Source organism: Dyadobacter sp. UC 10 (assembly GCF_008369915.1).
In the GTDB taxonomy this organism is placed as follows: Bacteria; Bacteroidota; Bacteroidia; order Cytophagales; family Spirosomataceae; genus Dyadobacter.
In genome coordinates this window covers 3,542,560-3,569,139 of the sequence record NZ_VSRN01000001.1, presented here as the reverse complement: position 1 = coordinate 3,569,139, position 26,580 = coordinate 3,542,560, and the positions used below count along the sequence as shown (strand labels likewise).

The 26,580-nt window shown below is 42.4% G+C and carries 21 protein-coding genes; 18 read left to right on the top strand and 3 right to left on the bottom strand.

Features of this window, described 5'->3' with window-relative positions:
• Positions 1-2 precede the first annotated feature (2 nt).
• The 3 genes from FXO21_RS14700 to FXO21_RS14690 are packed head-to-tail and all read right to left on the bottom strand — an operon-like array spanning position 3 to position 4,953.
• A complete protein-coding gene (locus FXO21_RS14700) occupies positions 3-2,093 on the bottom strand; it encodes a prolyl oligopeptidase family serine peptidase (RefSeq protein ID WP_149640777.1) in 2,091 nt (696 codons plus the stop codon).
• Positions 2,094-2,129: 36 nt separating this feature from the next.
• Positions 2,130-4,016 (bottom strand): CocE/NonD family hydrolase, encoded by a 1,887-nt coding sequence (locus FXO21_RS14695; protein WP_149640776.1) that lies wholly within the window; start codon positions 4,014-4,016, stop codon positions 2,130-2,132.
• Positions 4,017-4,038: 22 nt separating this feature from the next.
• Positions 4,039-4,953 carry a PE-PGRS family protein gene (locus tag FXO21_RS14690; RefSeq protein WP_149640775.1) on the bottom strand — a complete coding sequence of 305 codons (915 nt, stop codon included), beginning with the start codon at positions 4,951-4,953 and terminating at the stop codon, positions 4,039-4,041.
• 92 nt (positions 4,954-5,045) lie between these two features.
• On the opposite strand from FXO21_RS14690, the gene aspS reads away from it, so the two are divergent.
• The 18 genes from aspS to FXO21_RS14600 all read left to right on the top strand — a co-directional run bounded on the left by aspS (position 5,046) and on the right by FXO21_RS14600 (position 26,046).
• Positions 5,046-6,803 carry an aspartate--tRNA ligase gene (gene aspS / locus FXO21_RS14685; RefSeq protein WP_149640774.1) on the top strand — a complete coding sequence of 586 codons (1,758 nt, stop codon included), beginning with the start codon at positions 5,046-5,048 and terminating at the stop codon, positions 6,801-6,803.
• 122 nt (positions 6,804-6,925) lie between these two features.
• Positions 6,926-9,325, top strand: a complete 2,400-nt coding sequence (locus tag FXO21_RS14680; protein ID WP_149640773.1) for a polysaccharide biosynthesis/export family protein — start codon at positions 6,926-6,928, stop codon at positions 9,323-9,325.
• Between the two features lie 8 nt (positions 9,326-9,333).
• Complete coding sequence (locus tag FXO21_RS14675) at positions 9,334-10,383, top strand: GumC domain-containing protein (protein WP_149640772.1); 1,050 nt, start codon at positions 9,334-9,336, stop codon at positions 10,381-10,383.
• A 45-nt stretch (positions 10,384-10,428) separates the two neighbouring features.
• Positions 10,429-11,445, top strand: a complete 1,017-nt coding sequence (pseB, locus tag FXO21_RS14670) for a UDP-N-acetylglucosamine 4,6-dehydratase (inverting) (RefSeq protein WP_149640771.1) — start codon at positions 10,429-10,431, stop codon at positions 11,443-11,445.
• Between the two features lie 11 nt (positions 11,446-11,456).
• A complete protein-coding gene (pseC, locus tag FXO21_RS14665; RefSeq protein WP_149640770.1) occupies positions 11,457-12,632 on the top strand; it encodes a UDP-4-amino-4,6-dideoxy-N-acetyl-beta-L-altrosamine transaminase in 1,176 nt (391 codons plus the stop codon).
• Positions 12,625-13,314, top strand: coding sequence for a pseudaminic acid cytidylyltransferase (gene pseF, locus FXO21_RS14660; protein WP_225865695.1), 690 nt, complete (start codon positions 12,625-12,627; stop codon positions 13,312-13,314). The genes pseC and pseF overlap by 8 nt, the downstream gene beginning before the upstream one ends.
• Positions 13,304-14,752, top strand: a complete 1,449-nt coding sequence (gene pseG / locus FXO21_RS14655) for a UDP-2,4-diacetamido-2,4,6-trideoxy-beta-L-altropyranose hydrolase (protein ID WP_149640768.1) — start codon at positions 13,304-13,306, stop codon at positions 14,750-14,752. Before pseF ends, pseG begins: the two co-directional genes overlap by 11 nt.
• Entirely contained in the window at positions 14,730-15,770 is a 1,041-nt protein-coding gene (gene pseI / locus FXO21_RS14650; protein WP_225865694.1) for a pseudaminic acid synthase, read from the top strand. Before pseG ends, pseI begins: the two co-directional genes overlap by 23 nt.
• Positions 15,771-15,781: 11 nt before the next feature.
• Positions 15,782-16,300 (top strand): acyltransferase, encoded by a 519-nt coding sequence (locus tag FXO21_RS14645; RefSeq protein WP_149640767.1) that lies wholly within the window; start codon positions 15,782-15,784, stop codon positions 16,298-16,300.
• Between the two features lie 34 nt (positions 16,301-16,334).
• The gene (locus tag FXO21_RS14640) at positions 16,335-17,171 is read left to right on the top strand and encodes a phytanoyl-CoA dioxygenase family protein (protein WP_149640766.1); all 837 of its coding nucleotides are present in this window, start codon (positions 16,335-16,337) and stop codon (positions 17,169-17,171) included.
• Positions 17,152-18,498 carry a lipopolysaccharide biosynthesis protein gene (locus tag FXO21_RS14635; RefSeq protein ID WP_149640765.1) on the top strand — a complete coding sequence of 449 codons (1,347 nt, stop codon included), beginning with the start codon at positions 17,152-17,154 and terminating at the stop codon, positions 18,496-18,498. The genes FXO21_RS14640 and FXO21_RS14635 overlap by 20 nt, the downstream gene beginning before the upstream one ends.
• A gap of 11 nt (positions 18,499-18,509) precedes the next feature.
• Positions 18,510-19,562 carry a hypothetical protein gene (locus FXO21_RS14630; RefSeq protein WP_149640764.1) on the top strand — a complete coding sequence of 351 codons (1,053 nt, stop codon included), beginning with the start codon at positions 18,510-18,512 and terminating at the stop codon, positions 19,560-19,562.
• A gap of 231 nt (positions 19,563-19,793) precedes the next feature.
• Complete coding sequence (locus FXO21_RS14625; RefSeq protein WP_149640763.1) at positions 19,794-20,867, top strand: hypothetical protein; 1,074 nt, start codon at positions 19,794-19,796, stop codon at positions 20,865-20,867.
• Positions 20,836-21,939, top strand: coding sequence for a glycosyltransferase (locus FXO21_RS14620; protein ID WP_149640762.1), 1,104 nt, complete (start codon positions 20,836-20,838; stop codon positions 21,937-21,939). Before FXO21_RS14625 ends, FXO21_RS14620 begins: the two co-directional genes overlap by 32 nt.
• A gap of 26 nt (positions 21,940-21,965) precedes the next feature.
• Positions 21,966-22,514: a serine O-acetyltransferase gene (locus FXO21_RS14615; protein ID WP_149640761.1), complete on the top strand. Its 549-nt coding sequence runs from the start codon at positions 21,966-21,968 to the stop codon at positions 22,512-22,514.
• Positions 22,515-22,523: 9 nt separating this feature from the next.
• A complete protein-coding gene (locus FXO21_RS14610) occupies positions 22,524-23,864 on the top strand; it encodes a glycosyl hydrolase family 28-related protein (protein WP_149640760.1) in 1,341 nt (446 codons plus the stop codon).
• 49 nt (positions 23,865-23,913) lie between these two features.
• Positions 23,914-25,053: a glycosyltransferase gene (locus FXO21_RS14605; protein ID WP_149640759.1), complete on the top strand. Its 1,140-nt coding sequence runs from the start codon at positions 23,914-23,916 to the stop codon at positions 25,051-25,053.
• A gap of 186 nt (positions 25,054-25,239) precedes the next feature.
• Positions 25,240-26,046, top strand: a complete 807-nt coding sequence (locus FXO21_RS14600; protein WP_225865693.1) for a methyltransferase domain-containing protein — start codon at positions 25,240-25,242, stop codon at positions 26,044-26,046.
• Positions 26,047-26,580 lie beyond the last annotated feature (534 nt).

The following is a 26,580-nucleotide window of genomic DNA, read 5'->3' as shown; positions in this document are numbered from 1 at the left end:
TCCTACTTCCAGACCAACCCCATATTCGCGAATAAAAATGCATAGATATCCGCCTGGGTTTCGAGTGCTTTTTTGGTATTGCTCGCGCCGTGACCGGAGTTGGTGTCAATGCGGATCAATAACGGATTCGTCGACGAATTACCTGCCCTGGCCTGCAGTTCAGCAGCATATTTGAAGGAATGCGCGGGCACGACGCGGTCGTCATGATCGGCGGTGGTGATCATTGTTGCGGGGTATTTGCCACCTTCTTTGATATTATGCAAAGGCGAATAAGCGTGCAATACTTTGAATTCTTCGGCATTATCGCTGCTGCCGTAATCTGCAATCCAGTTCCAGCCGATCGTGAATTTGTGAAACCGCAGCATATCCATGACGCCAACTGCCGGAAAAGCTACTTTGAACAATTCCGGCCGCTGGTTCATCACGGCGCCCACAAGCAAACCGCCATTAGAGCCGCCCTGAATAGCCAGTCTTTCAGGTGATGTATATTTTTCCTTGATCAGATACTCAGCGGCAGCGATAAAATCATCGAACACATTCTGCTTTTTCAGCTTCATTCCCTGCTCGTGCCATTTTTCTCCATATTCACTTCCCCCACGCAGATTAGCCTGCACATACACGCCACCCTGATCCAGAAACGGAATGCGGGTCGGACTGAAAGCAGGCGGAAGGCTTACATTGAAACCACCATAACCATATAAAATAGTTGGATTGGTACCATCCAGTTTCAAACCTTTTTTAAAAGTGATAAATGCAGGAATTTTTGTCCCGTCTTTGCTCGGGTAAAAAACCTGCCTGGTTTCATACTCTGCTGGCTTAAATGCGACCTCAGGCTCCCGAAAAACCTCGCTTTTCCCCGAACCTATTTCGTACCTGAAAATCGTCGGGGGATAATTGAATGACGTAAATGTGTAGAATACGAAACTATCTTCCTTTTCGCCACCGAATCCACTCGCGGAACCGAGACCAGGGAGTTTCACCTCATTTTCCAACTTGCCCGCAAGATCATATACGTACGCCCTTGTTGTAACATCTTTCGAATACGTAGCGAATAGTTTCCCGCCCGCTGTTCCGGCACCTTGTAAAGGCTCAGGATTTTCGGGAAGCACTGTTTTCCAACTGCCGGTTTTGGTTTCAAAGAGCATTACCTTACTGTTCGGCGCATTTTCATTGGTTTCAACTAAAAAGTTATCTCCCAGATTATCGATAATTCCATAGCTAAAATCTGTGATGTCTTCCTTGATCGCCTTAAAATCCCTTTCTCCTTTTTTCAATACCCAAACACTATTTCCATCTTTCCCTTTTCCCCTGTCGCTTACACTAAGTACCGCATATTGCTCATCCTCGGTAGTGCCCACAATATGAAAACGCTGTGGGTTTGCCGGGTCTTCAAAAACCAGCTTATCCTCCTGCTGTTCCGTTCCGACAGTGTGAAAATACACCTGGTGGTTTTCATTTTTGGCTGCCAGCGCGCTGCCGTCGGGCTTGGGATAGCGGCTATAATAAAACCCATTTCCCTGCCAGGCAGCTCCGGATATTTTCACCCATTCGATCTTATCCGGTAACATTGCAAGTGTTTTCATGTCCATAACCCCATACTCCTGCCAGTCGGAGCCGCCTTTTGACAATCCTACCACCGCATGCGCACCGTCTTTCGACAAGCTGAATGCTGATAGCCTCGTGGTACCGTCCACAGAAAGCTTATTGGGATCCAAAACAACTTCGGGAGCTCCTTTCAGGCCATTTTGGCGATATAATACCGCCTGATTTTGCAAACCGTCGTTTTTATAAAAATAAAAGTATTCACCTTTTTTGCTCGGAGCCGAATACTTAGGGTAATTGTAAGCTTTTTCGAGATCCGTGAAAATCTTTCCTTTAAACGGTATTTTATCCAGATAATCGAAAGTAATCTCGTTCTGGGCCTTTACCCATGCTGCAGTTTCCTCCGACCTGTCATCTTCCAGCCAACGGTACGGATCGGCAACCTTCGCTCCATGATATTCGTCGGTATGTTCAATTTTTTTGGTCTGTGGATATTGGATTTTCTGCGCAAAAATGTTTGCGCCGTGCAAGCCGGCAGCGGTAATGCTCATTACTATCAATTTAAATTTCATAATACTTATCAGGCGTTACTTGATCACATCAACTTCCAGCGCGCTGGCAGCGTCCGCCTGGTGAAATATGGTTTGCGTAGCAATCGTAAAGTCAGCATCCGCAGCTTTGTAAATATTATCGACATATTTCTGGGGATTCCTGTCAAATAACGGAAATGCAGTACTCTGCACCTGGACCATAATTTTGTGCCCTTTCTTAAAAGTGTGCAGTACATCCTGGAGGCGAAATTTGATATCAGTTACTTGGCCTGCCACAAGGGGCTCGGGTTTTTCGAAGCTATTTCTAAATCTTGCCCGCATGATTTCGCTTCGTACCATTTGCTGGTAACCCGCCAAAACTGTCTTCGTATCCTGCATATAGGGGTGATTTTTTTCGTCCCCGGGGTATACATCGATCAGTTTTACAAAAAAATCCGCATCAGTGCCTGTAGTGCTGATTTTAAGTAAAGCCGTAATTTCGCCTCCCAGTGTAATGTCCTGATCCAGTATGTCTGTTTCAAAAACCAGAACATCAGGCCGCGCAGCCGCGAAACGCTGATCTTCTGACATGTATTCAAACGGTGTAAAGCCCGACATTTGCTTGTAATTCGCCGTGTACGGAACTGGTTTTAAGGGATCACTTACGTATTCACTAACTGATTTTCCTTCTTTGGGTGCATTAAAATCCAGCTTACCTTTCGCATGGAAGAACAATTTTTTCTTTTCCACATTAGCTGTCGGCCATTTGTCGAATGTCTTCCATTCTTTTTTACCGGTGTCAAACAAATAAGCTTCCGGCAATCCGGTTTTTCCGTCTCCTGCTTCTTTGAGAAAATGTTTAAAGAATTTGGCTTCGATATTATTTTGATAAAAAGTGGCAATACTATCTCCGAAGTAAATGTCATTATGCAAAGTATGCCCCGTTTCGCGGCTCCACCGACCATGTCCGAATGGTCCTACCACAAGTGTGTTATAAGCTGACGGATTGTTCTTCTCAATGGTTTTGTAAGTATTCAGCGGACCGTACAGATCCTCGGCGTCAAACCAGCCGCCAACCGTCATAAACGCATGCTTAATACCCTTTAAGTGTGGCAGGATATCTCTTTTTTGCCAGAATTCATCCTTGTTCGGGTGCTCTACCGTTTCCTGCCAGTACCAGTTTTTTGAATAGTACTGATCAAAATTTTTCAATGAACCCATTTTCAGGTTGAATGTGTATCCGTCAGGCTCAGGCTTGATCATCTCACCTGCAAACCAGGAGGAAGTTGTCGGTTTGGGAGGCGTGATTCCAAAAACCGGGAATGTGAGATAATATCCTTGCGTAAAAGCGCCGTTATGATGAAAATCGTCGAAAAAGAAATCTGCAATCGGAGCCTGCGGCGATGACGCTTTTAGGGCAGGGTGATTTGAAAGCGCGCTTGCAGTCGTGTAAAAGCCAGGATAAGAAATGCCCCATTGACCTACCCTGCCGTTGTTGTTCGGTACATTTTTAAGCAGCCACTCGATGGTATCATAAGTATCCGAAGCTTCATCTACATCGGTCTTATTCTTTTTTTGATCGATATGAGGGGTCATATTCGTCCATTTCCCTTCACTCATGTAGCGGCCGCGTACATCCTGATATACAAAAATAAATTTATCCCGCATCAGTGTAGGGCTGGGCCCAAGCCTCGGAGGATATGCATCAGCGCCGTAGGGAGCCACGCTATAACACGTCCGCTGCATGAGAAACGGATATTTTTTACCTGCACCCGCATCTTTCGGTGTGTAAACAATCGTATGCAGCTTGACCCCGTCCCTGACAGGTATATCAAATTCTGCTTTCGAATAATTTTCCCGGATCCAGTTTTCGTAGGATTCAGTTTGTGCTTGGGCGGCAAATGCCAGAAGCACCAGCGCCGCAGTTAGTAGATTTTTAAGCATAATCCCGCTTTATCTGTTTTGCTTACTTTCTTTTGTAAAAATTCAATGAAACACTGCTGGCATTGGATCTTTCACTGAGTGTATAAAATCCGCTTCCGTCCAAATCAAAGCAAACGCTCTCTCCCTGCGGTTCAATTGCTACCGTTAATATTTTTCTGGAAGGTTTTGTGATCGTCTCCGCAATTGTCTGGCCCTCCTCTCTTCTCCAGTAATGCACTGCCAGATAAGTACGTACAAGAATTTCGCTGCCATCTCTTGAAATGGTTGCCCCTGTCGCAATAGATACTGACGGAATATCACCCACTTTTTCAGCAGTCATCATCTCACCTGTTGACTGTGGATATGGCAGCCTGTAGATACCTGAGGTCAATCCTTTTGCAATAACGAATATATCTTTCGTGACCGGGTCTACAATCAGTGACTCCGCATCTCTCGGACCATCGGGGTAAGTGAAGTTGATTTTTTCAACCATTGACTCATTAAAAAAAGCATTTGGATCATTGATTTCCCTCACCCGATAAATAGTGCATGAGGGAGCAGTTGGGGCATTGTTATTTCCTATATCGCCGATATATATGTAATTGGCTCCATCCGCAGGACCCGGACCGGATGCGACTTCCTCCCAGTCCCTGTTAACGGTCCCGGGTACATTGATTTCCTTGATCGACTTACCGTCCTTATTGACCAGATAAAGTGAATTAGGCCCCTGCGCATCCTGAATAGTCCATAAAAACCCGGACATACTGTGACTCTGTGCCAGGCCGGAAGCTTCATCGATAATTCCAGGCGCGATCGGAAATTTTTCAGGAACTGTTTCAAACTCATCGGAAATACCGAGTGGCGGTTCAGGCTCAGGGTGGCACGCACAGGCGAGACAAATCAAGAGCGATGCCGCGGTAATCCCGAGCTGGCTGCTCAGGCTTTTATATACACTCATAAAAACGTTTGCATGTTAGATTTGCTAAAAATACGTAGTTTTGCGGCATTTATTATCAGGCGCTTTCTATATATCAGTATTAAAATAGTTATATGTTACGTACACATACCTGTGGGGAATTAGGCTTAGAACATGTTAATCAAGAGGTTGTATTGTGCGGCTGGGTTCAGCGGGTTCGCGATAAGGGAGGAATGATCTGGCTTGATCTCCGTGATCGTTATGGGATTACCCAGCTCCTTTTTGAAGAGGGTAAAACACCAGCCGATGTGCTGGAAACAGCCCGGTCCCTTGGCCGCGAATTTGTTGTTTCCGCCAAAGGAACCGTGATTGAGCGCCTTTCGAAGAATGATAAGATTGCTACTGGTGATATCGAGATACGGGTATCGGAACTAAACGTTTTGAACCCGGCAAAACTGCCTCCTTTTCTGATTGAGGATGAAACAGATGGCGGTGACGATATCAGAATGAAATACAGGTATCTCGACCTGAGAAGAAATATCGTCCGTAAAAATTTACAATTGCGACACCAGGTTGCCAGGTACACCCGATCTTACCTCGACAATCTTAACTTTATAGAAGTCGAAACTCCGGTTCTCATCAAATCGACGCCGGAGGGAGCCAGGGATTTCGTTGTACCGAGTCGCATGAACCCGGGCGAGTTTTATGCATTGCCTCAATCTCCTCAAACATTCAAACAATTACTGATGGTAGCCGGATTTGACCGTTACTATCAGATTGTAAAGTGTTTTCGAGATGAGGATCTTCGTGCAGACCGCCAGCCTGAATTTACGCAAATAGACTGCGAAATGTCGTTTGTAACACAGGAAGATGTGCTCAATACCTTCGAAGGTATGATCCGGAACCTGTTTTTGAACGTAAAAGGGATCGAGCTGCCGGAAGTACCCAGAATGACATACGCTGATGCTATGCGTCAATATGGGTCTGACAAGCCAGATATTCGCTTTGAAATGAAATTCACTGAACTAAAAAGCGAAGGTCAGGATCTGACATCGGGCAAAGGATTTGGCGTTTTTGATGATGCAGGATTAGTTGTCGGCATAGCTGCCCCCGGTTGCGCTGAATATACACGGAAGCAGGTCGACGAACTGACGGACTGGATGAAGCGTCCACAGATTGGTGCCAAAGGTTTAATTTATGTCAGATACAATGCCGATGGTTCAATCAAATCGTCCGTTGACAAATTCTATACAGAAGAAGACATTAGGAAATGGATTATTGCGTTCAACGCTAAGCCAGGTGACTTACTCCTGATACTTTCCGGCCAGGCCGATAAAACGCGCAAACAGTTAAACGAGCTGCGCCTCGAAATGGGAACACGTCTTGGACTAAGGAATCCGGACGAATATCGGGTACTATGGGTTCTGGATTTCCCCTTGCTGGAATTTGGGGAAAGTGAAAACCGCTGGTTTGCCATGCACCATCCATTCACCAGCCCTAAGCCCGAAGACATTCATCTTTTGGACAAAAATCTTGGACTGGTGAGAGCTAATGCATACGATATGGTTATAAACGGCGTTGAAGTTGGCGGAGGTTCGGTTCGTATTTTTGAGAAAGAGCTTCAGCAAAAGATGTTTGAGATTCTCGGGTTTTCTTCTGAGGAGGCGCAGGAGCAATTCGGGTTCCTGATGAACGCATTCGAATTCGGCGCGCCCCCCCATGCAGGAATAGCCTTTGGTTTTGACAGGCTTTGCTCGATTTTCGGAGGTGCTGAATCTATTCGTGACTTCATCGCATTCCCGAAAAACAACTCGGGCCGTGACGTAATGATCGATTCACCATCGGTAATTGCTGACAGTCAGTTGAAAGAACTTTCTATTAAAGTTGAATAGTACTATTTGACAGCTGGATAAAGGAATCTGTTTTATAATAAGATTTCGTAGTTTTACCGAAACTTAGGATATTCCAAATCATACCGGTACCTGTAGGTACCGGTCGAAATACAAAACACTGCATGCATTATCAATCCGCTCAAAAGAAATACTCGAAAAGTGTTTTTTTGTTCTTCCTGATCATTTCAAGTCTTCCAATCTTTGCCCAGAATACAACCCCACAGGCTACACAGCCGACGACCCAGCCAACGGTAGACCCTTCACAGGTCACCAATACCCAGGCAGTGGAATTTTACAATCAGGCCAAAGGGGCCGGAATGTCGGACATGGATATTGAGCGCGCTGCGTTACAGCGTGGCTATACACTAGATGATATTTCAACAATCCGGAGAAGGCTTCAGCAAACGTCAAAGAACAACGCTCAAAACGACCCAAACCGGGATCAGATTGATGAAACCCGTGAGCAGGATGACCAGGATGAATTGGACGATGAAACGAATAATGAAAGGGATTCTACGGCTGCCGGAAGAGCGCGCGCAAGAAGGCTTAACAGAACTTTCGGGTCGGCCTTCTTCGGCAGGTCAGCTGCAACATTCGAGCCCAACCTACGAATACCAACTCCCAAAAACTACATTCTCGGGCCTGACGATGAACTGATCGTTGATATATATGGCAACTCGGTTGATAACTTCCGGATGAAAATCAGCCCGGAAGGAACCGTAAAAATGCTTAACCTGGCTCCGGTCTACGTAAACGGACTTACCATTGAGCAAGCAAATGAGCGAATTGTCAGCCGTCTCAGACAGGCTTACTCTACGCTTAACAAACCCGGATCTGGAACCTATTCAACCATCACGCTTGGTAACGTTCGAAGCATTCGGGTAATGATTATCGGGGAGGCGGTACGTCCTGGAACTTACACCGTATCCTCCCTCGCAACTGCATTTAACGCACTGTATGTCTCCGGCGGCCCGAATCGCAACGGATCCTATCGGAACATTGAGATCATCAGAAACAACAAGGTTGTGCGCAAGATCGACCTATACCGGTTTTTGATAGACGGAGATCTTCAGGATAACATTGCGCTTCAGGACCAGGATATCATATTGATCCGCCCATATGAAGTCCGCATTGAATTGTCAGGACAGTTAAAAAGAAGCGGAATTTTTGAAGCCAAACCAGGCGAGACTTTAAAGGATATGCTTAGGTATTCCGGTGGCTATTCACCAGAGGCTTACATGGATATGATCCAGTACCAGCGCAATACAGGCAATAACTTTGTGATCGGCACCATTGATTCGACTCAAATTTCTTCATTTATACCTAAGAATGGCGACATTTTTACCGTTAAAAGGATCCTGGATGTAATTGCCAACCAGGTTGAAATTCGCGGAGCGGTCACCAGGCCAGGTTTTTATCCTTTGGATGAAAGGACAAAGACTGTCAAGGAACTTATCAACATGGCGCAGGGAATCGGACAACGAGCATTCCTGAACCGGGCCTTACTTGAACGAGCCAGTGGAGACACTCAAACCGGCCTCGTTGCGATTGATTTAAGAAAACTCTTAAACAATGAAATCCCGGACATTCCATTGTTGCCGGGTGATATCCTCACAATCAAATCTGTCGAAGATTTAAAGGAATTTACTTATTTATCAATAGATGGATCGGTGATTAACCCGGGAGCATACTACTACTATAAGGATATCACGATCGCCGACCTTATTTTTCAAGCGGGAGGTTACACCGAAGGCGGTGTACCTTATCGGATTGAAGTTTCCCGCCGTGTTAAGAATGACACCATTGGTCTGCCGGATTCACAGAATGTGCGGATTTTCACGCTCAATGTTGCCGATAACCTCGTTCTGAATGAAGAAGATCAAAAATTCAAGCTTCTTCCTTATGACGTTATTTTGGTAAGGAAATCCCCCCGTTATGAAGTACAAAAAATAGTGACTGTTGCTGGTGAGGTTACGTATCCAGGGACTTATACAATTCTTAATAACTTCGAAAGAATCTCCGATTTATTCCCGAAGGTGGGAGGAATGAAGAAAGAGGCGTACATTGACGGAGCCCGGTTTTACAGGAATAGAGAGCTTGTAGCACTTGACCTGAAGGCTATTGTTGAAAAACCAACAATTCCCGCAAACTTACTGTTACAGGACGGCGACACGCTCTATATTCCCAAAAAGTCAGAAATGGTGCGCATCCAGGGAGGAGTTTACAACCCTTCGGTTATGAATTTCGACAGGAAATTCGATTTTAAAGAGTATATCTCCCAGGCGGGCGGATATACAGAAAGAGCCCGCAAAAACAGAGCTTACGTCTCTTATCCTAACGGCCGGACTCATAGAACAACTCGTTTTTTATTTTTCCGATCTTATCCAAAAGTTGAGCCCGGATCCGTAGTGACTATTCCAATGAAGGAACCGAAAATCGAGCAGCCTATGTCCCGTGGAGAAAGACTTGCGATTATCTCGTTATTCACCACGCTCTCTATTGCATTAATTCGAATCCTATAAAAAATAGTATGCCCGACACACAGCCTGAAAAAACAACCGATACAGTCGAAATCAGCTTTCTCGAGGTAATTGGTTTTTTCAAGAGATATTTGCTGGTTCTGATTGTTGCTGCATTTTTGTCTGCTATTATTGGAGTGGCAGCCAGTTTTCTGCTTGCCAAAAAGTTCACAGCCCAAACAATATTGTTACCCGAATTAGGATCTAGCAGAAACAGTTCATTTTTTAGCATGGCCTTAGGCGCGGGATCCGATCCAAGTGGAAAGTTGGTTCCTGAGCTGTATCCTAATATTCTCTCAACAATCCCTTTCGGACAGTATCTTTTAAAAATTCCGGTTGTGGACGAAAATAATGTTTCGTACCCCTCCCTGGAGCATTTTATGACAAGAGACAGTTCTCAGAGTTTCCTCTCCCGGCTGTTTTCATCCGGAAAGGCGCAACCCGAAAAACCTGCGGCAAAACCCTCTACCGGGGATACTAAAATCCTTTCATTTACCCCGAAAGAAGAAAGGATGGTAAATGCTGCAAGGAGCTTGGTTAGTGCTTCCGTTGGCACCAATGATGGAATTATTACCATAGAAAGTGAAATGACGGATCCTGTGGTTGCAGCAATATTGGTTGAAGCCAGCGAGAAATACCTCATTGACTACGTCACAGACTATACTGTTTCCAAGACCACGCAACAGGTTGAATTCTTGCAAAAACGCGTAGAGGAATCACGAAAAAGGCAACAAAGTGCAGAGTACGCACTCCAGGCGTATAGGGATACGCATAGAAATACATTTTTGAACGTTGCCAGGATCGAGGAGCAAAGGCTACAAGCCGAATATGTCCTGTCTCAGGCCATTTATTCCGACTTATCAAGTAAGCTGGAGCAATTTAAAATTCGGGAAAAAGAAGAAAAGCCTGTTTTTAAGGTTTTAGAGCCTGTTCGGGTCCCTTTGTCTAAAAGTAGCCCCAAACGGTTGTTCATAGGGATCATCTTTTCTGTGCTTGGCGTCTTTGTCACGCTCAGCTACATTATCTTTTTCAAAGAAAAGCTTCATAGAAAGCTCATGTAACTAGTCAGTACTATTAGAATAAGTTATAAACTAAATTTAAACAACATGCTAGATTTGACCGGTAAATCAATACTAATAACAGGAGGAACTGGTTCTTTAGGTAAAGCATTGACTGCAACGATTTTCAAAAGATGGCCGGATGTGAAAAGGTTAGTAATCTTTTCAAGGGATGAGCAAAAGCAATTCCAGATGGCGCAGGAATACACACCAGAAAAATACCCACAAATTCGTTTTTTCATTGGTGATGTACGAGATGAAGAACGTCTAAGAAGAGCTTTCAAAGGAATTGACTTCGTTATACATGCCGCTGCTATGAAGCACGTGCCTATTGCAGAATACAACCCTTCGGAATGTGTAAAAACTAATATTGACGGCGCGCAAAACGTTATTAATGCTGCCTTAGACACTGAAGTAGGCCATGTTGTTGCATTGTCAACGGACAAAGCTGCTGCTCCTATTAACCTTTATGGTGCAACGAAGCTGACTTCCGATAAACTATTCATAGCTGCCAATAACATTCGCGGACGTAATCCTATAAAGTTTTCCGTAGTACGTTACGGGAACGTGATGGGTTCAAACGGGTCTGTAATCCCTTTCTTTATAAATAAAAAGAAAAGTGGTGTATTACCGATCACCGTAGAGACCATGACAAGATTCAACATATCGTTGCAAGGAGGTGTTGATATGGTATTACATGCCTTGGAGACGGCCTGGGGTGGAGAACTCTTTGTACCTAAGATACCATCTTACAATATTCTTGATATTGCAAAAGCGATTGGTCCTGAATGTGAGCATCGTGTGATTGGTATACGACCAGGTGAAAAGATCCACGAAGAAATGATAACGACGTCGGACTCATTCTTCACTTATGATCTGGGGAAGTACTACGCGATTGTCCCTCAAACTCCAACATGGAATATGTCAGACTTCATTAACCATTTTAATGCGAAAAAAGTACCTGACGGGTTTTCCTATAATTCCGGAAATAATACAGAATGGGAAACAGTTGATAGTTTGCGTGCATTGATCAAGGAGCATGTAGATCCAGATTTCACGGTTTAACTTTTTCAGCAATGATCCCATACGGAAGGCAAAATATAACTGATGAAGATATTAAGGTTGTAACGGAAGTTTTAAAATCCGAATATCTGACTCAGGGACCCAATATACAGGAGTTCGAAACTGCGTTTGCTAACTATGTTGGAGCAAAGTATGCCGTGGCAGTAGCGAATGGCACGGCTGCTCTTCACTTATGCGCACTCGCATTAAACGTTTCTCCGGGAGATAAGGTTATCACAACCCCGATTACCTTTGCAGCCTCGGCGAATTGTATCCGTTACTGTGGTGGCGAAATCGTATTTGCAGAAATAGATCCTCTCAGCTATCTGATTGATATCGATTCTGTACGGAGTCTTTTGGAAGGGTCTCCAAAAGGTACTTACAAAGGTATTATTCCGGTTGACTTTGCTGGCAGGGCTGTTAATCTGGAAGATTTTAAAAATCTTGCAGAAGAATATGGCTTATGGATCATTGAGGATGCCTGCCATGCACCGGGAGGTTTTTTCAACGATTCCGAAGGCCAGGAGCAGCGCTGCGGGAACGGCAAATTTGCCGATCTTGCTATATTCAGCTTCCATCCGGTTAAGCATATCGCTTGCGGAGAAGGTGGAATGGTCACTACTAATAATATAGAACTATATAATAAGCTTCTTACACTCCGGACACACGGCATTGTCAAGTCGAACGATTTGTATGTGAATAGTATAGAACTTGCCGGAGGGGATGAAAATTATCCTGGCTGGTATATGGAGATGCAGACGTTGGGCTATAACTATCGATTGACAGACTTCCAGGCTGCCTTGGGAACAAGTCAGTTAAAAAGAGCCGATGAGGGTCTCGAAAAGCGGAGGCGAATCGCTGAAAAATATAACAGCGCCTTTTCTGGTAAATCTTTCATATCTGGGCAAAGTGGCGTAGAGGCCGGTCATGCCTATCATCTCTATATTATAGAAGTTGACAATCGTCTGGGTCTTTACAATCATTTGCGGGAGAAAAAAATCTTTGCGCAAATCCATTACATTCCGTGCCATTTAATGCCTTATTACCAGAGCTTAGGCTGGGAGATCGGTGATATGCCGATAGCTGAACACTATTATCGAAGATGTATCAGCTTACCAATGTATCCTACGCTGACGGATGAAGAGCAATTGTTTGTGATACAAACAGTCAATGAATATTACCATGAATAAATCCCTCGCCATCATTCCAGCAAGGGGGGGTAGTAAACGGATTCCGAAAAAAAATATCAAGGATTTTCTCGGAAAACCAATTATAGCTTACGCAATTGAAACTGCGCTGGCATCTGGTTTATTTGAGGAAGTGATGGTATCCACGGATGATCAGGAGATCGCTGATATTGCGAAAAATTATGGCGCGACAATCCCTTTTTTAAGGAGTGAAAAGAACTCGGACGATTTCGCCTCAACTGTTGACGTGGTTAAAGAAGTCGAGCATAAATATTTATCCCTTTTCTCCGATACATTTGACAGCATTTGCTGTATTTATCCTACTGCCCCACTTATACGAACAGAACATCTAGCAGAAGGGTTAAGGTTACTGAACAAGTCTGATTTTGATTCAGTATTTCCGGTTGTACCTTTCTCATATCCTGTTTGGAGAGGGCTGCAATTAGCTGGTGAAAAAATCGAAATGGTTTGGCCAGAAAATAAAAATGTTCGGTCCCAGGATCTGAAAACGGTTTATCATGATGCTGGTCAGTGGTATTGGTACAATCCATCACGAATTACTGACTCACTTTTTACCTCAAACAGCGCTCCGATAATCTTGGCTGAAGAAGAAGTACAAGACATTGATACGCTTTCCGACTGGTTGATGGCGGAGATGAAATTTCGATTACTTAATGAGAAGTAAACTATATATCAGAACGGATGGAAGCTCCAGTATTGGCCTTGGTCATCTCGTTAGATGCATAGCTTTGGCTCGGATGCTTAGTAATGACTTCGAGATATTTTTCGCGTGCAAGCAAATTCCTGACAGCATTGCTGGAGAAATAGAAACGGATGGTTATCATCTGATTCGGTTAAAAAATGACGACGACCTGACATCTATTTTGTCACCTACTGACCTGGTGGTTATCGACAGTTATGAGTTGGAAAGTGACTATCAAAAATCCATTAAACTGATCGGCTGCGGCTTGATTTGTATTGATGATTTACATGAGAAAACTACTTATGCTGACCTTATACTAAATCATACGCCTGGCGTTTCTCCCAGTGAATACTCGGCACAATCTTACACGCAATATGCGCTCGGACCCAAATATGCTTTGATCCGGCCGGCATTTTTGAATTTGGCAAAAAAAGGCAGGGCACATATCAAAAACGAGTCTGTTTTGATATGTTTTGGAGGATCGGACAGCAGAAATTTAACAAAACTTGCACTTGAAGTAGTGCTTGGCACGAAGCGCTTCAAAAAAATATTCGTTGTGACAGGTGCCGCTTATGCTCATCACGATTCTGTTAATAAGATTCCAGGCGCTGAGCAACATGTGTTTCATTATCGAAATATAAGTGCAGAAGACATGGCGCAATGCATGTCAGAAGTTGACCTTTGTATCGTTCCATCCAGCGGGATCTTAACTGAAGCGCTTACTTCGGGTGCAAAGATTATTTCTGGAATGTATGTTGAAAATCAACGCTTTGTGTTCGAAAACTACAAAAAATCGAATGCTTTCATCAGTGCCGAGGATTTTACCAGAGAAAACTTGACTGACGCAGTTGAGAATTATTTCAGCCAGGAACCCGGCACTAACCAGCAATTAATTGATGGGTTTTCCGGAAACCGAATTCAAAATCTTTTCCAGCAGTTATTATACGAGAAAGATTTTGCTCTCAGGGACTTGGCAATTGGTGATGCAGAGCTAACTTATAAATGGGCTGTTGATGAAAACGTTCGCAAATATTCCCTGAGTAAAGGCAAGATCGAATTTGAAGAACACATTAGCTGGTTAAAGCGCAAATTGCATGATCCGCAGTGCAGGTTTTATATTGCTTCATTTTCAGGGGAATCCATTGGAACAATCAGGTTTGACATTGCTGATCAGGAGGCTGTTATTAGTTATCTGTTAGATCCGGCATATCACGGCAAAGGTCTCGGAGCAACATTACTCAAGCGGGGAATTTTGTCTTTTAGCAATGCTCCGTATTTTGTAAATCGTATTTCCGGGATAGTAATGAGAGAAAACATCTCATCTTGCAAAACATTTGAACGGTTCGGATTTGCGAAACAATCGGATGGTGAGAATTATAAATACACTATGTATATCGATGATGAAAATAGGAAAATTTGAAATAAATAAGGACAGTCCTGTATTTATAATTGCAGAACTCTCAGCAAATCATAACGGCAGCCTTGAAACAGCAATCGCTACGATCAGAGCTGCGAAACGTGCCGGCGCTGATTGCATAAAGCTTCAGACTTACACGGCGGATACTATTACGATAGATTCGCGCCTGGATGATTTTCGCATTGGTGGAACAATATGGGACGGACAGTATCTTCATGATCTATATCAGGAGGCTTACACGCCTTGGGAATGGCACGCGGAACTATTTCGTGTGGCGGAAGAAGAAGGGCTGATTTGTTTTTCTTCTCCTTTCGACCCAACTGCTGTTGAATTTCTTGAAAATTTGAATGTTCCGGCTTACAAAATCGCATCGTTCGAAATCACTGATATACCGTTGATCGAATTGGTGGCTTCCAAGGGTAAGCCTGTGATTATTTCTACAGGAATAGCCACAGAAGAAGATATCCGCCTTGCCCTGGATGCTTGTGCCAGACAAAAAAATAATCAGATTGCATTGCTTAAATGCACTTCGAGCTATCCTGCGCCTATTGGTGAGGCCAATATGGTCATGATCAAAGATTTTACCGAGCGATTTGATGTAATTGCGGGTCTTTCAGATCATACCATAGGAAGTACTGTTCCAGTAGTTGCGACCGTTTTCGGCGCTAAAATCATTGAAAAGCATTTTATTCTGGACCGTTCGGTAGGTGGACCTGATGCATCCTTTTCAATGAATGAATCCGAATTTGCAGAAATGGTCAAATCGGTGAGAGAGGCCGAAAAATCCATTGGCATTGTAGATTATAGCTTGACCGATAAGCAACTGAAAGGAAAGGATTTCTCACGCTCTTTATATGTTGTGGAAGATATTAATGCGGGCGACGTGATCTCAACCAGTAACGTTCGCTCCATTCGGCCAGGCTTCGGATTGCATCCTATGTATTACGACCAAATTCTTGGAAAGGTCGCCTCGCAGGACCTTAAAAAAGGAAGTAGGATGTCGCTTGATAAGATAAATTAAGTCTTAAATTTATGATATCCAGTATAGCAGCACGCATATTCACATTCCTGGAACACAGCAAGTGGAAGTATACTTATTCCAATTATAGAAAGAAATACAACCTTCCGCCCTCATTTCTTTTTGGAGCTCATGGCACCTTAATTTATGGAGAGGGAACATTTTTAGCAGGGGAATGCTCCTACGTAAACCAGGCCTGGATACAGATTGCTAAAAACGCGTGTGTCAGAGTGGGTAGAAATTGTCGCATTGCACACAATGTCAGGATCTACACTGAAAGCATGGATCCTGACAGTGACCTCGATGTAGATCCCTGGGGAGACGCAGAAAAAAAGAAAAAATTGGGCGACGTAGTTATCGAAGACGGGGTCTGGATTGGCGCAAATGTTTTCATTAATCCAGGAGTGACGATAGGAAACAATTCTGTGATAGGAGCTAACAGCGTTGTAACAAAGGATGTAGCGCCAAATTCGATTATGGGTGGTGTTCCAGCCAGGCTCATCAGATTAAAACGCATTGAAATAATTCGCTAACGATCTCTTTTAGGAAAAATAACCAGAAAAAACTATGCAACACGACAAACAATTAGTAAGTAATTTCAAAGACCGCGGATGGTCGCTAATCAAAAATGTCTTTTCAACCGCAGAAGTTGCCAAGTTCAGAGAAATCGCGAATCAGCTCAAAAATGAGCAATACAGCGCTGATCTGCTAGGACACCCTCTTACAAGAACTATTCTTTTTGATGACCGGATACTCAGCACAGTAAAACAATTTCTGGGTACTGATGACCTGGTATATTTTGGTGATTCAAGCTGTACAATTTCCAAACAGCCCGGTAGCGCCCATTTTCATAAGGACAATCCCGATAAACTGAACGGTAACGGACCGGATTGGCAGGAAGAATATCCAGTCATTCGCCTGGGCATATACTTGCAAAATCATGACAGGTACTCAGGAGCGCTGGCGATCAGGGATCGATCTCATAAAACCAATGATCTAAAAGCAGGTTCTCCGTTTTATGTCGACAATCAGGTAGGAGATCTGAGTGCGTGGTATTTGACCACGACCCACGCCGGATATTCCAAAAGACTGAAAATCGCTCCCAATTTCTTCCTTAACACGTCTTTATACCGGTTTATTCCTGACTCTATGTTTGTTCCGGAAGAACAGTATAGGATAGCATATTTTATGACTTTTGGCAAACAGGGGCCACTGCTTGACAGATATTTAAGATATCTGAAAACAAGAGAATATATGGTTCAAGCCTGGAAAAAGTCAAAATATGATCAATCCTGTTTCGACTTTGCCGAAGCAAAAGGCATTCAATTAATCGACATGTATTCACAAGTGAAGGATGTCGATGAAACTACTCTAAATAAAGGTCATGTTGAGTTACCTAACTAACAACTCCTATCTAAAAACGAGATATCGCAATATTAGGAAACATCCTCTTGTCAAGAATAGTCTTCTTTATGTATTAACTGATGCAATTAATAAGGCTGTTCCTTTTCTGATTCTTCCAGTTTTAACGCATTATCTCATACCATCAGATTATGGCATCGTAGCTAACTATAACGTCTATATCAATTTTCTAATCATTTTTATAGGAATCAATGTTCAAAGCATTTTGTCCGTTAATTTTTATAAAATTGAAAAGTCGAAGTTATCTGAATACATTTTTAATATTGTAATTGTTGTTACAACGATGCTGCTTGCTTGTGGCATTGTTGTTCTTTTATTTAGCGAACAATTAGAAAAGTATTTGTCCGTTGGATTAAGCTATCTGCTGGCAGGCTTGCTAATTGCCGTCTCTCAGGTAATATCCTCTTTAAATCTTACGCTATGGCGTCTTGAAGAGCGTCCTATCTATTTTGGCAGTTATCAAATATCCCAGACAATTCTTGATACAGGGATATCACTTATTTTAATCATTGGCCTAAATATGAGTTGGGCGGGTAGAATTGCCGGGATCGGACTAAGCTCAGTATTATGTGCATTTTTCAGTTTCATCCTTCTAGCGAAGCGTGGTTATCTCACCTTTTCCTTCAATAAACAATACATAAAAGAAGCATTTAAGTTTGGCCTGCCACTTATTCCGCATAGCCTTAGTATTTGGGCTCGCGCAGGTGCAGATCGCCTTATTGTTTCAACATTTGCAGGTGTTTCTGCAAGTGGCTTATATGCCGCAGGCTTTCAATTCGGCCTGGTGATCTCCTTTTTGACTCTGGCTTTCAGCAATGCATATGCTCCCTTTCTGTATAAAACCCTTGCTATCGAGGATAAGCATCTTTTGGCAACAAAAAAAAAACAACTTGTAAAATTTACGTATCTATATATAGCAGGGTTGATGTTGCTCACTTTGATGGCTGTCTTTGGGTCGAACTTTGTGATTGATAATTTCCTATCCTCCAAATATTCCGGCACAAAGATATTTATAGGCTGGGCCTTATTTGCACAAGCATTTCAAGGTGTATATCTAATGTTCGCAGGTTTCATATTTTTTGCAAAAAAATCGGCATCGCTTGCCTGGGTAACATTTCTCTGCTCATCACTTCAGGTAGCTCTATCATATTTTCTTGTCAAGAAGATCGGGCCTGTCGGAGCCGCATATTCAAATTTCGCTATTAGTGTTTTGAATTGTTTCTTTGTAATGCTTCTTAGTTCGAAAGTCTATCAAATGCCGTGGCTTGAATTCAACACACTGTCTCCCAAACATTCTCTGGGGCGTTAATAGAAAATACTATGAAGAAAATAATGGTGAAGACAATCGTATCACTTGGCGAGAAAAGTCTTGCTTTCAGGAGCTTGTATTGCTGGGTTAAACGACGTGCTTCCCCTGATTTTTTAGAGATAGTTGAATCTCGAAAAAATCTAGACATATTTCAGATTTCGGAGCTAAGCCAGCCGCTACAATATCATCCCTTATTTTATATTGAGGACTGCAACTATTATGGAATTCTTTACAATCTGCTGAGCTATTCCGGGATTGACCTAAATGACAAGCAGCTGCCTAAACATGAAATCTATCTGGAACACGGAATAGTAATAGGCTCCTTGGTTAGAAATGACCTGGTCGAACTTGCCAGGAAAACATTGACTTTTAGTGATTACCGAATTGCATATATCACTGAGCATAGCAAAAAAATGCCAGTTTCAATTGGCCCTTATATTCACTATGCTGAATCGCTGCTAGATACTGCATTATTAGCAACGACAAAAGCTCAACTTGGCAAAACGTTATTGGTTTTTCCAAGTCATTCTATCGGGGCTGTTGGCGTGGAATTTGATCAGAAAGAATTTTGCAAGGAGATTGAAGGCAAGCGGGCAGGTTTTGACACGATTCTTGTGTGCCTATATTGGAAAGACATTCAAAATGGCGCGCACCTCTACTATGAGAAAATGGGTTATAAGATCACCACGGCAGGACATAGGGACGATCTGCATTTCCTCGGAAGGTTGAAATCAATTATTACATTATCCGATATGGTGATGTCGAACAGCACAGGCACACAAATCGGATATAGCATTTTGTTGAACAAACCAAATTATCTGTTCAAACAAAAAGTTTCTTTCGTTTCAAAGGAAAAAAGCGGTGATTTTCTTTTACAGCGCCACCATGATCCGAAAATCGCATTTTCGAAAGAGCGAGACAACCAGTTACTTTATGATGCATTTGGAAACTTTGAAATGCGAATTACAGAGAACCAATATAATTTAGTCAACCGAATATGGGGTTTAGATTGCGTTAAATCGAGAGAAAATTTGAGAGATATTCTTTTGAATAGGAATGTTTAAAAGGGGCTGCAATTTATGGACATTTCGTCGCTGAGCATTACAATCAAGAAGGATTACAAGTTGGATATCAGAAAAGCAATATGCTTTAACCTCCTCTTGATTGCCTTTTTTGATTCTTTTCCGGTCTATAATTCGATTCTCGCGGTTCGGGTGTTTGCGTATGGCCTGAAGTTTCTGAATCTGTATGCGTTTTTGTTCCTTACACTTAAGAATACGTATCGAAATTATCTTTTGGCGGTATTTATTCTTCCGGTTTGGTGGGCATATTACAATGAGGATTCAATTTTCATTTCCTTTCAGCTCCTTTACTCCGGGATATTGCCGTTATTAACCCTCGCTTTGCTAAAAGATGATGAGCGGTTTGCAATTGCTCGCTGGTATATAAAGCTCTTCATTTTTCTGATGATCGTCGGGATTCCTATCTATTTTTTGATAAATATTTTTGATATCCCTCCATTGTTTTCAATACAACGTGGTGAAGTCGGCAGGGGCAGGCTATATAGTAATTACTTGTTTTTCTATTGGACAAGAGCCGGAGTAGAAAATCGTTTCAGCTCCGTTTTTGATGAGCCGGGCGTTGTGGGTACAATCATTCCTCTAATTATATTTTATTACAGGCGAATGTTGTCGACATTTGAATACGTAGTCTTGATTATCTCTGGAATACTTTCGTTCTCTCTCTTCTTTCTCGTTTGCTTTTTACCCGTAATGTATTTCTCAAATACGAGAATGCTTCGACATAAACAGCTTCTTTTCCGGGTCGCATTTTCGGTCATCTTCATCTTATTTTCGTACGTTTCCTTCGTTTTTGCTGCTAGGAGTACAAAAGATGACCCAGTCTTATCACTAAAAATTTACCATCGATTTGAATGGAAAGATGATTGGATCGTAGGTGTTGTCAACAACAGAGATACCCGTATCCGCGGTTTTGAATCGATGTACCAGGGATTTATTGATGAAAGTGACGCAGATCTGTATACCGGAAAAGGTAAAGATTACATGCTGAAAGTATATGGTGGATCTACCCTTTCCTATCGTGTTTTTGTGCTTGAACGTGGGATTTTAATTCTTTTTTATTTAATCCTCTTATTCGGATCTTTTCATCCATGGCGAAAGTATTTCATATTCAGCTCAATTTCCCTGGTCCTGCTGATGCTCGTCTTTTTCCAAAGACCAATGTTATATACTATTAATTATTTTTTGCTTGTATATGTCGGTTTAAAGCTGTTTCAATATCAAACCGAATCCAGCTCTCATATTATTAAAGACAAACATGAAGATAATACACATCATTCCATCTCTTAACAAAGGTGGTGCTGAAAGATTTGTTGTGGATTTGTGCAATGAGCTGGCAATGATCGAATCAGTTGAGGTAATCTTGATATCGCTGAAAGATAATTTGATTGGAAAAAGTTTTATTTCCGAAATTAATAGTCGGGTAAGATATATTTCGCTTGCTAAAAAAGGTGGTTTTGAATTAAAAGTGCTTTTAAACTTGACTAGAATTCTTAAGAAAGAAAAGCCGGATGTTGTTAACACGCACATCAATGCAATTGAGTATATCAACATTAATCTGCTACAAAACTCGCCCCCAAGCAAAGTATTTCATACTATTCACAGTAAAGCGCAGCAAGAATGTCCCTACGAAGTACTGAGAAGAATGCGGAAGGTGTATTTCAAAAATGAGAAAGTAACGCCAATAACAATTTCTCAGGATGGGAAATCAACATATCAGCAGTATTACGGTTTAAATAATGACCATCTCATCCCAAACGGCCGCCCTTATCTCAAAACTACAAGTGAATTAGCCGAATTACAGAAACTGTATCCACCAAACCCTGCTGAATATTTACTTGTAAATGTCGGGCGCGTTGTAGACGTCAAAAATCAGGCGATGTTGGTCAAATCAGTGCAGATGTTCAATGAAATGCATGCTGAGAAAAAATGCAGACTACTTATTGTAGGCGACTTGCGTGATCAGCAGGTGGTAAGTGATTTGAAACGAACGGTAAATGGCGATCCTTTCATCCACTTGACCGGCGACAAAAATAATATTGCCGATTATCTAGCCATTGCCGATGCCTACTGCTTATCCAGTCATTATGAAGGAATGCCAATATCACTGATAGAAGCGTTTTCTATGGGTTGTATCCCGATATGTACATCGGTGGGAGGTATTCCTGAAATGATTACAGATGGAGTAAACGGCTTTCTAAGTAAATCTACAACTGCACAGGGTTTCCTGGACGCCATCAACAATTACCATACCTCCGACAAAAGACCCGAGATCAGAGAAAATGGTCAAAAAACATTTGTCGATAAATATCATATCGGCATTACTGCGCAACGATATTATGATCTATATCATGCAAGTTAGCATTGGCAAACATAAGCGACACAACTATGCATAATTTAATAAAGGCCGATCTGTTTCGTTATGAGGGGAAAGTAACCTCCAAGATTTTTTTACGAAGGCTATTTCTTACGCCCGGATTTGCTTATACATTCTGCCTTAGAAAAGCCGCCTTATCAAAAAATAAATCTCCGTTCTATATTTTCTGGAAAGTAATGTTGAGGCATTTGTCCCATAAGTATGGTTTTCAGATACCGGTCACTACCTCGATAGGTAAAGGGCTTTACATTGGTCATTTTGGCACGATTGTTATAAATGAAGGAACTATTATAGGATGTAATTGCAATCTGGCGCACACTATAACAATAGGACAAACAAACAGGGGGCCTCGTGCCGGAACCCCTGTAATCGGTGATTCAGTATGGATTGGTACCGGTTCCGTGATAGTCGGATCGATAACTATCGGCAATAATGTTCTTATAGCCCCTAACTCTTATGTTAACCAGGATATTCCGGAAAACAGTATCGTGGTTGGCAATCCCGTAAAAATCATCAGTAGCCCTGCCGCTACGGATGGTTATATCATTAACAAAACTTAAACTTCGCCTATGAGAAGCCCGGTATTTTTGATAATTATTTTTTTTCTGCAATCGTGCAATTTCAATGCCAACGCCCAACGCCGTGTATTGGCATTTGATTCCACCAAGCATTCGCTGAAAGTCAAAAAATCGGTGATTTTGCTAAACATTCAAAAAGACTTTGGTGCAACGCCAAATGATAAGACGAATGACCACGCTGCTTTCCAGGCAGCCGCCGATTTCATTAATAAGCGCAAAGGTCATTGTAAGTTATTGATTCCCAAAGGAACGTATATCGTAGGGAAACAGGATCTTCTCAAAAACAATGCTTATCTCTATCGTGGATCTGACGTATTACAAATTCTGAACTGCAATAATGTCAAAATCGCCGGTGAGCCTGGAACCATTCTTAAATATGATGTAGGCTTTCGGTTTGGCTCATTTAATCCAGCAGATGGCCTGAGCACCAATATTACAATGGACTGTACCCCAAAGACGAAGACATCGGCTGACAGAAGAGCGGACCTGGGAAGGTGTATCGTTCTGGTAAACAGCGCTAACATACAGATTGACAACGTCGTACTGGATGGAAACTTTTACGCGGAGACACTGAACAACATGAATAGTTTTAAGCTCAAGTGCATTGAATCTAAAAACAGTGCGTTTATGGCTGACAAAATTAATATAGGAGGAGGATACGGAGATTGCAACATACAGCTGGCCCACTACGGAATTTTCGTATTAAAGTCAGGAAATGTTACCATTAGTAATTCTACGACCAAACGCTTCGGCACTGATGGGATTCAGATTGCCAATTCCCATGAGTTGCCTGCTGAGAAAAACATAAAAATTGTAAATTGCGTAGTCGACTTCAATGCGAGGACGGGAATTGCGCTAACAGGAGGCGATAAGATTGATGTTATCAACACCTCAATAACTAATACCGGTGGGTGTGTGTATGCATCGACCGGAACCGGAGTTGACATTGAGGCACAGAGGGACGATAAGAAACAAGAAAAGCTCGTGACTAATGTGAATTTTAATAATTGCAAATTTAAAAACAATAGCTCTGGTGAAATACTGGCTAAATTTGGGCTTGGCTCGTCGGACGTTACGTTTGAGAATTGCAACATTCACAGTTCCACCAGGGCGGTTAATGTCGGGAGAAAAAACGTGGGTTACAGATTCATTAACAACAAAATTGGAGGGAACAAGGTTATTTTGCTGGATGATCAAAAGGTCGACGCCTCAGACAGAAACCACACCATTGATGCAAGCAAGATTAAAACTTCCAGAAGTTCCGAAGCTTCCAGAAGTTCCAGGACTTCTGCTGAATCGGTCATTTTTCGGGGCAACGTAATCGTCAACTAGATTTTGGCTTGGATAACCTATTAGTATCACGCGCTATGAATAGATTTTGATGAGATTATTAGTTGTTACAAATGACTTATCCCAGGGTGGCGCAGAGAAGCTTTTAGTATCTTCCCTTACTATTCTAAAACAAAAACAACTCCACGTCGAGCTCTTGCTGTTAAATGCAAAAGACTCAGTACCTGATTACCTGGTAACTTTGCGTAACGCGGGCATTGTGATCCATGATCTTCGAATGGCTAGTTTCTACAGTCCTATTTCTATTCGAAGAATACAAAGCTTTTTGAAATTGAATCGCTTTGATATCGTACATGTGCACCTATTCCCCTCACTTTATTGGGCTGCTATTGCACGATTGTTCGTAAACGTTAAGCCTTTACTGGTTTACACCGAGCACAGCACGCAAAACAAAAGACGGTCAAAAATATACTTCAGACCGGTTGAAAGGCTGGTATACAAATTATATTCGGCAATAATAGCCATTACCGAAAATGTAAAACAGAATCTGGATGACTGGACTGGGCAAGGTAAAAAGATAACGACGATTCAAAATGGGGTAGCTTTGGAATCCATAAGAAGTGCCAATGCAACAGACAGAGCGCTCCTATGCTCAGAGCTTGGTATCCCTAGCGATTCGAAATTGCTTCTTATGGCCGCAAGTTTCAGGTATCCCAAAGACCAGGGGACAATTATCAAGGCCTGCCAGCTTTTAGGAAACAAATATCATATTCTTTTAGCCGGCGAAGGAGATCTGCTAGAGAGTGTAAGAGCATTGGCTGTGAGTTGCAATGTATCAGAGCAAGTTCATTTTCTTGGTTTTAGGACGGACATTGCTATATTGATGAAATCAGTTGACATTAATATCCTTTCATCGAGTTACGAAGGAATGTCGGGAGTTACGTTGGAATCCCTGGCTGCGGGAGTACCATTTCTCGGGTCCGATGTACCAGGTATTCACGATATCGTTCCAAATGAGCTATTTTTGTTCAATCCTGGCAGTGAAAAGGAGCTTTCTGAAAAAATATTAATGATATTTGAAGACGCAGAACTTCAAAAAAAAATGGTAAGTCAAGCGACCAGTTATGTCAAAAATTTTGACATGGAACTGATGGCTGACAAGTATATCGCATTATACAACACACTGTTGGCGAAAAAGCATAAACGAATAATTGACAATCAATCAGTATAACAACACACATACTTCATTTGCATGGAACTATCTTCTCCCACACTTGACAAATCCCTTTCGAATCACACTATTGCCTGCCCGGTCTGTTTATCGAAGCTGAAGATTGTAGACGAAAAGATATTTTGCTCTAACAGTGAATGCACGAATCATGAGCATGAAATTCCAGTCATAAACAACAAAATTCCAGTGCTGGTTGATTTTGAGAAATCGATTCTTGACAGAAGCAGTATCGTCAAAACAGCGGGAGAAAGCCTGATTCCTCGTTCTGGAAATAAGTATGACGCGATAAAGAAAATATTCCTCGGGCGAGGAAAAAAAACTGAGTCCAATACCAGACTGTTTCTCCAAAGCCTGAAAGAATCCAACCAGCCGAATCCGACTATCCTGATTATAGGAGGTGGAGCAAAAGGGAATGGTACCTCGCTCTTATACGAGTCCGCCGATAATAACTTTCTTACTTTTGATATTTACGCCTCATCCAACACCGACTTTGTCGCTGACGGCCATAATTTACCAATTTCCAACTCTTCGATTGATGCAGTGTGGATACAGGCTGTCTTGGAGCATGTGCTTTACCCTCAGCAGGTTGTGTCCGAAATATACCGTGTCCTAAAAGATGGCGGAATAGTTTATGCAGAGACGCCGTTTTTACAGCACGTTCACGAAGGCGCCTACGATTTTACACGATTTACAGAAAGCGGCCACAGGCTTCTTTTTCGCCAATTCAAATTGATTGATTCAGGCTTTTTAAATGGTATAGGTACAGTACTGTTGTGGAATTTGCGATACTTTTTCTGGGGTTTGTTAAGAAATAAGAAAGCTGCCATAGCCATTACCTTGTTGTTTGGATGGCTTCGTTTTTTTGACCACCTCGTTCCAAAAAATTTCAATGTTGATGCTGCAAGCGGGGTATACTTTCTCGGTAAAAAAGATCCCAACTTCAAATTCTCAGATCGCGATATCATCAAGCACTATCAGGGCTACCAGAATTAGACCTTTTCCTTTATAGTATCTTCTATTTCCTTTACACTATCTTCTATCAACGAAGGTGAGCTTGCCTGTTAATGCAAATATTTCCGCATTCATCAGGGATCCTGCAAAAAGCTCACTCAGGCTACCGCTTTAAGTGGCCTGCATATCTCTGAGCGCCTTATTCTGTCATTTTAAGAGCACAACCTCTATCCTCATCATGCCTTTTGGGATTTTCTTCCCCGCTCCACCGCCAGCGGCGAGGGCATTTTCTAAATAATCAAATACCCCCGGAATTACACGCGGACTAATGGTTTTCGACACTCCGTAAGTTTGACGAGCCTGCGGCCAATAGCGGTATAATCGACGCACGCGCCGTCGGTGCACTTATTCACTTCCCACGCGTATCGCAACTGAATGCGCAAGGTATTGCTCATACCACAACATTCTACAACCCAGCCACCTACATCCTAGAACTTCTACTGAAAATAGCTCGAACGATAAGTAGAAATTATTTAAGCAAATATGTTGACTTCGATAAATGTTAGTACATTTGTT

Bases quoted from the DNA above. Each gene is read 5' to 3' on its own strand.
- FXO21_RS14700 (WP_149640777.1), bottom strand. From the start codon at position 2,093: ATGAGCATTACCGCTGCCGGCTTGCACGGCGCAAACATTTTTGCGCAG.
- FXO21_RS14695 (WP_149640776.1), bottom strand. From the start codon at position 4,016: ATGCTTAAAAATCTACTAACTGCGGCGCTGGTGCTTCTGGCATTTGCC.
- FXO21_RS14690 (WP_149640775.1), bottom strand. From the start codon at position 4,953: ATGAGTGTATATAAAAGCCTGAGCAGCCAGCTCGGGATTACCGCGGCA.
- aspS (WP_149640774.1), top strand. From the start codon at position 5,046: ATGTTACGTACACATACCTGTGGGGAATTAGGCTTAGAACATGTTAAT.
- FXO21_RS14680 (WP_149640773.1), top strand. From the start codon at position 6,926: ATGCATTATCAATCCGCTCAAAAGAAATACTCGAAAAGTGTTTTTTTG.
- FXO21_RS14675 (WP_149640772.1), top strand. From the start codon at position 9,334: ATGCCCGACACACAGCCTGAAAAAACAACCGATACAGTCGAAATCAGC.
- pseB (WP_149640771.1), top strand. From the start codon at position 10,429: ATGCTAGATTTGACCGGTAAATCAATACTAATAACAGGAGGAACTGGT.
- pseC (WP_149640770.1), top strand. From the start codon at position 11,457: ATGATCCCATACGGAAGGCAAAATATAACTGATGAAGATATTAAGGTT.
- pseF (WP_225865695.1), top strand. From the start codon at position 12,625: ATGAATAAATCCCTCGCCATCATTCCAGCAAGGGGGGGTAGTAAACGG.
- pseG (WP_149640768.1), top strand. From the start codon at position 13,304: ATGAGAAGTAAACTATATATCAGAACGGATGGAAGCTCCAGTATTGGC.
- pseI (WP_225865694.1), top strand. From the start codon at position 14,730: ATGATGAAAATAGGAAAATTTGAAATAAATAAGGACAGTCCTGTATTT.
- FXO21_RS14645 (WP_149640767.1), top strand. From the start codon at position 15,782: ATGATATCCAGTATAGCAGCACGCATATTCACATTCCTGGAACACAGC.
- FXO21_RS14640 (WP_149640766.1), top strand. From the start codon at position 16,335: ATGCAACACGACAAACAATTAGTAAGTAATTTCAAAGACCGCGGATGG.
- FXO21_RS14635 (WP_149640765.1), top strand. From the start codon at position 17,152: ATGTTGAGTTACCTAACTAACAACTCCTATCTAAAAACGAGATATCGC.
- FXO21_RS14630 (WP_149640764.1), top strand. From the start codon at position 18,510: ATGAAGAAAATAATGGTGAAGACAATCGTATCACTTGGCGAGAAAAGT.
- FXO21_RS14620 (WP_149640762.1), top strand. From the start codon at position 20,836: ATGAAGATAATACACATCATTCCATCTCTTAACAAAGGTGGTGCTGAA.
- FXO21_RS14615 (WP_149640761.1), top strand. From the start codon at position 21,966: ATGCATAATTTAATAAAGGCCGATCTGTTTCGTTATGAGGGGAAAGTA.
- FXO21_RS14610 (WP_149640760.1), top strand. From the start codon at position 22,524: ATGAGAAGCCCGGTATTTTTGATAATTATTTTTTTTCTGCAATCGTGC.
- FXO21_RS14605 (WP_149640759.1), top strand. From the start codon at position 23,914: ATGAGATTATTAGTTGTTACAAATGACTTATCCCAGGGTGGCGCAGAG.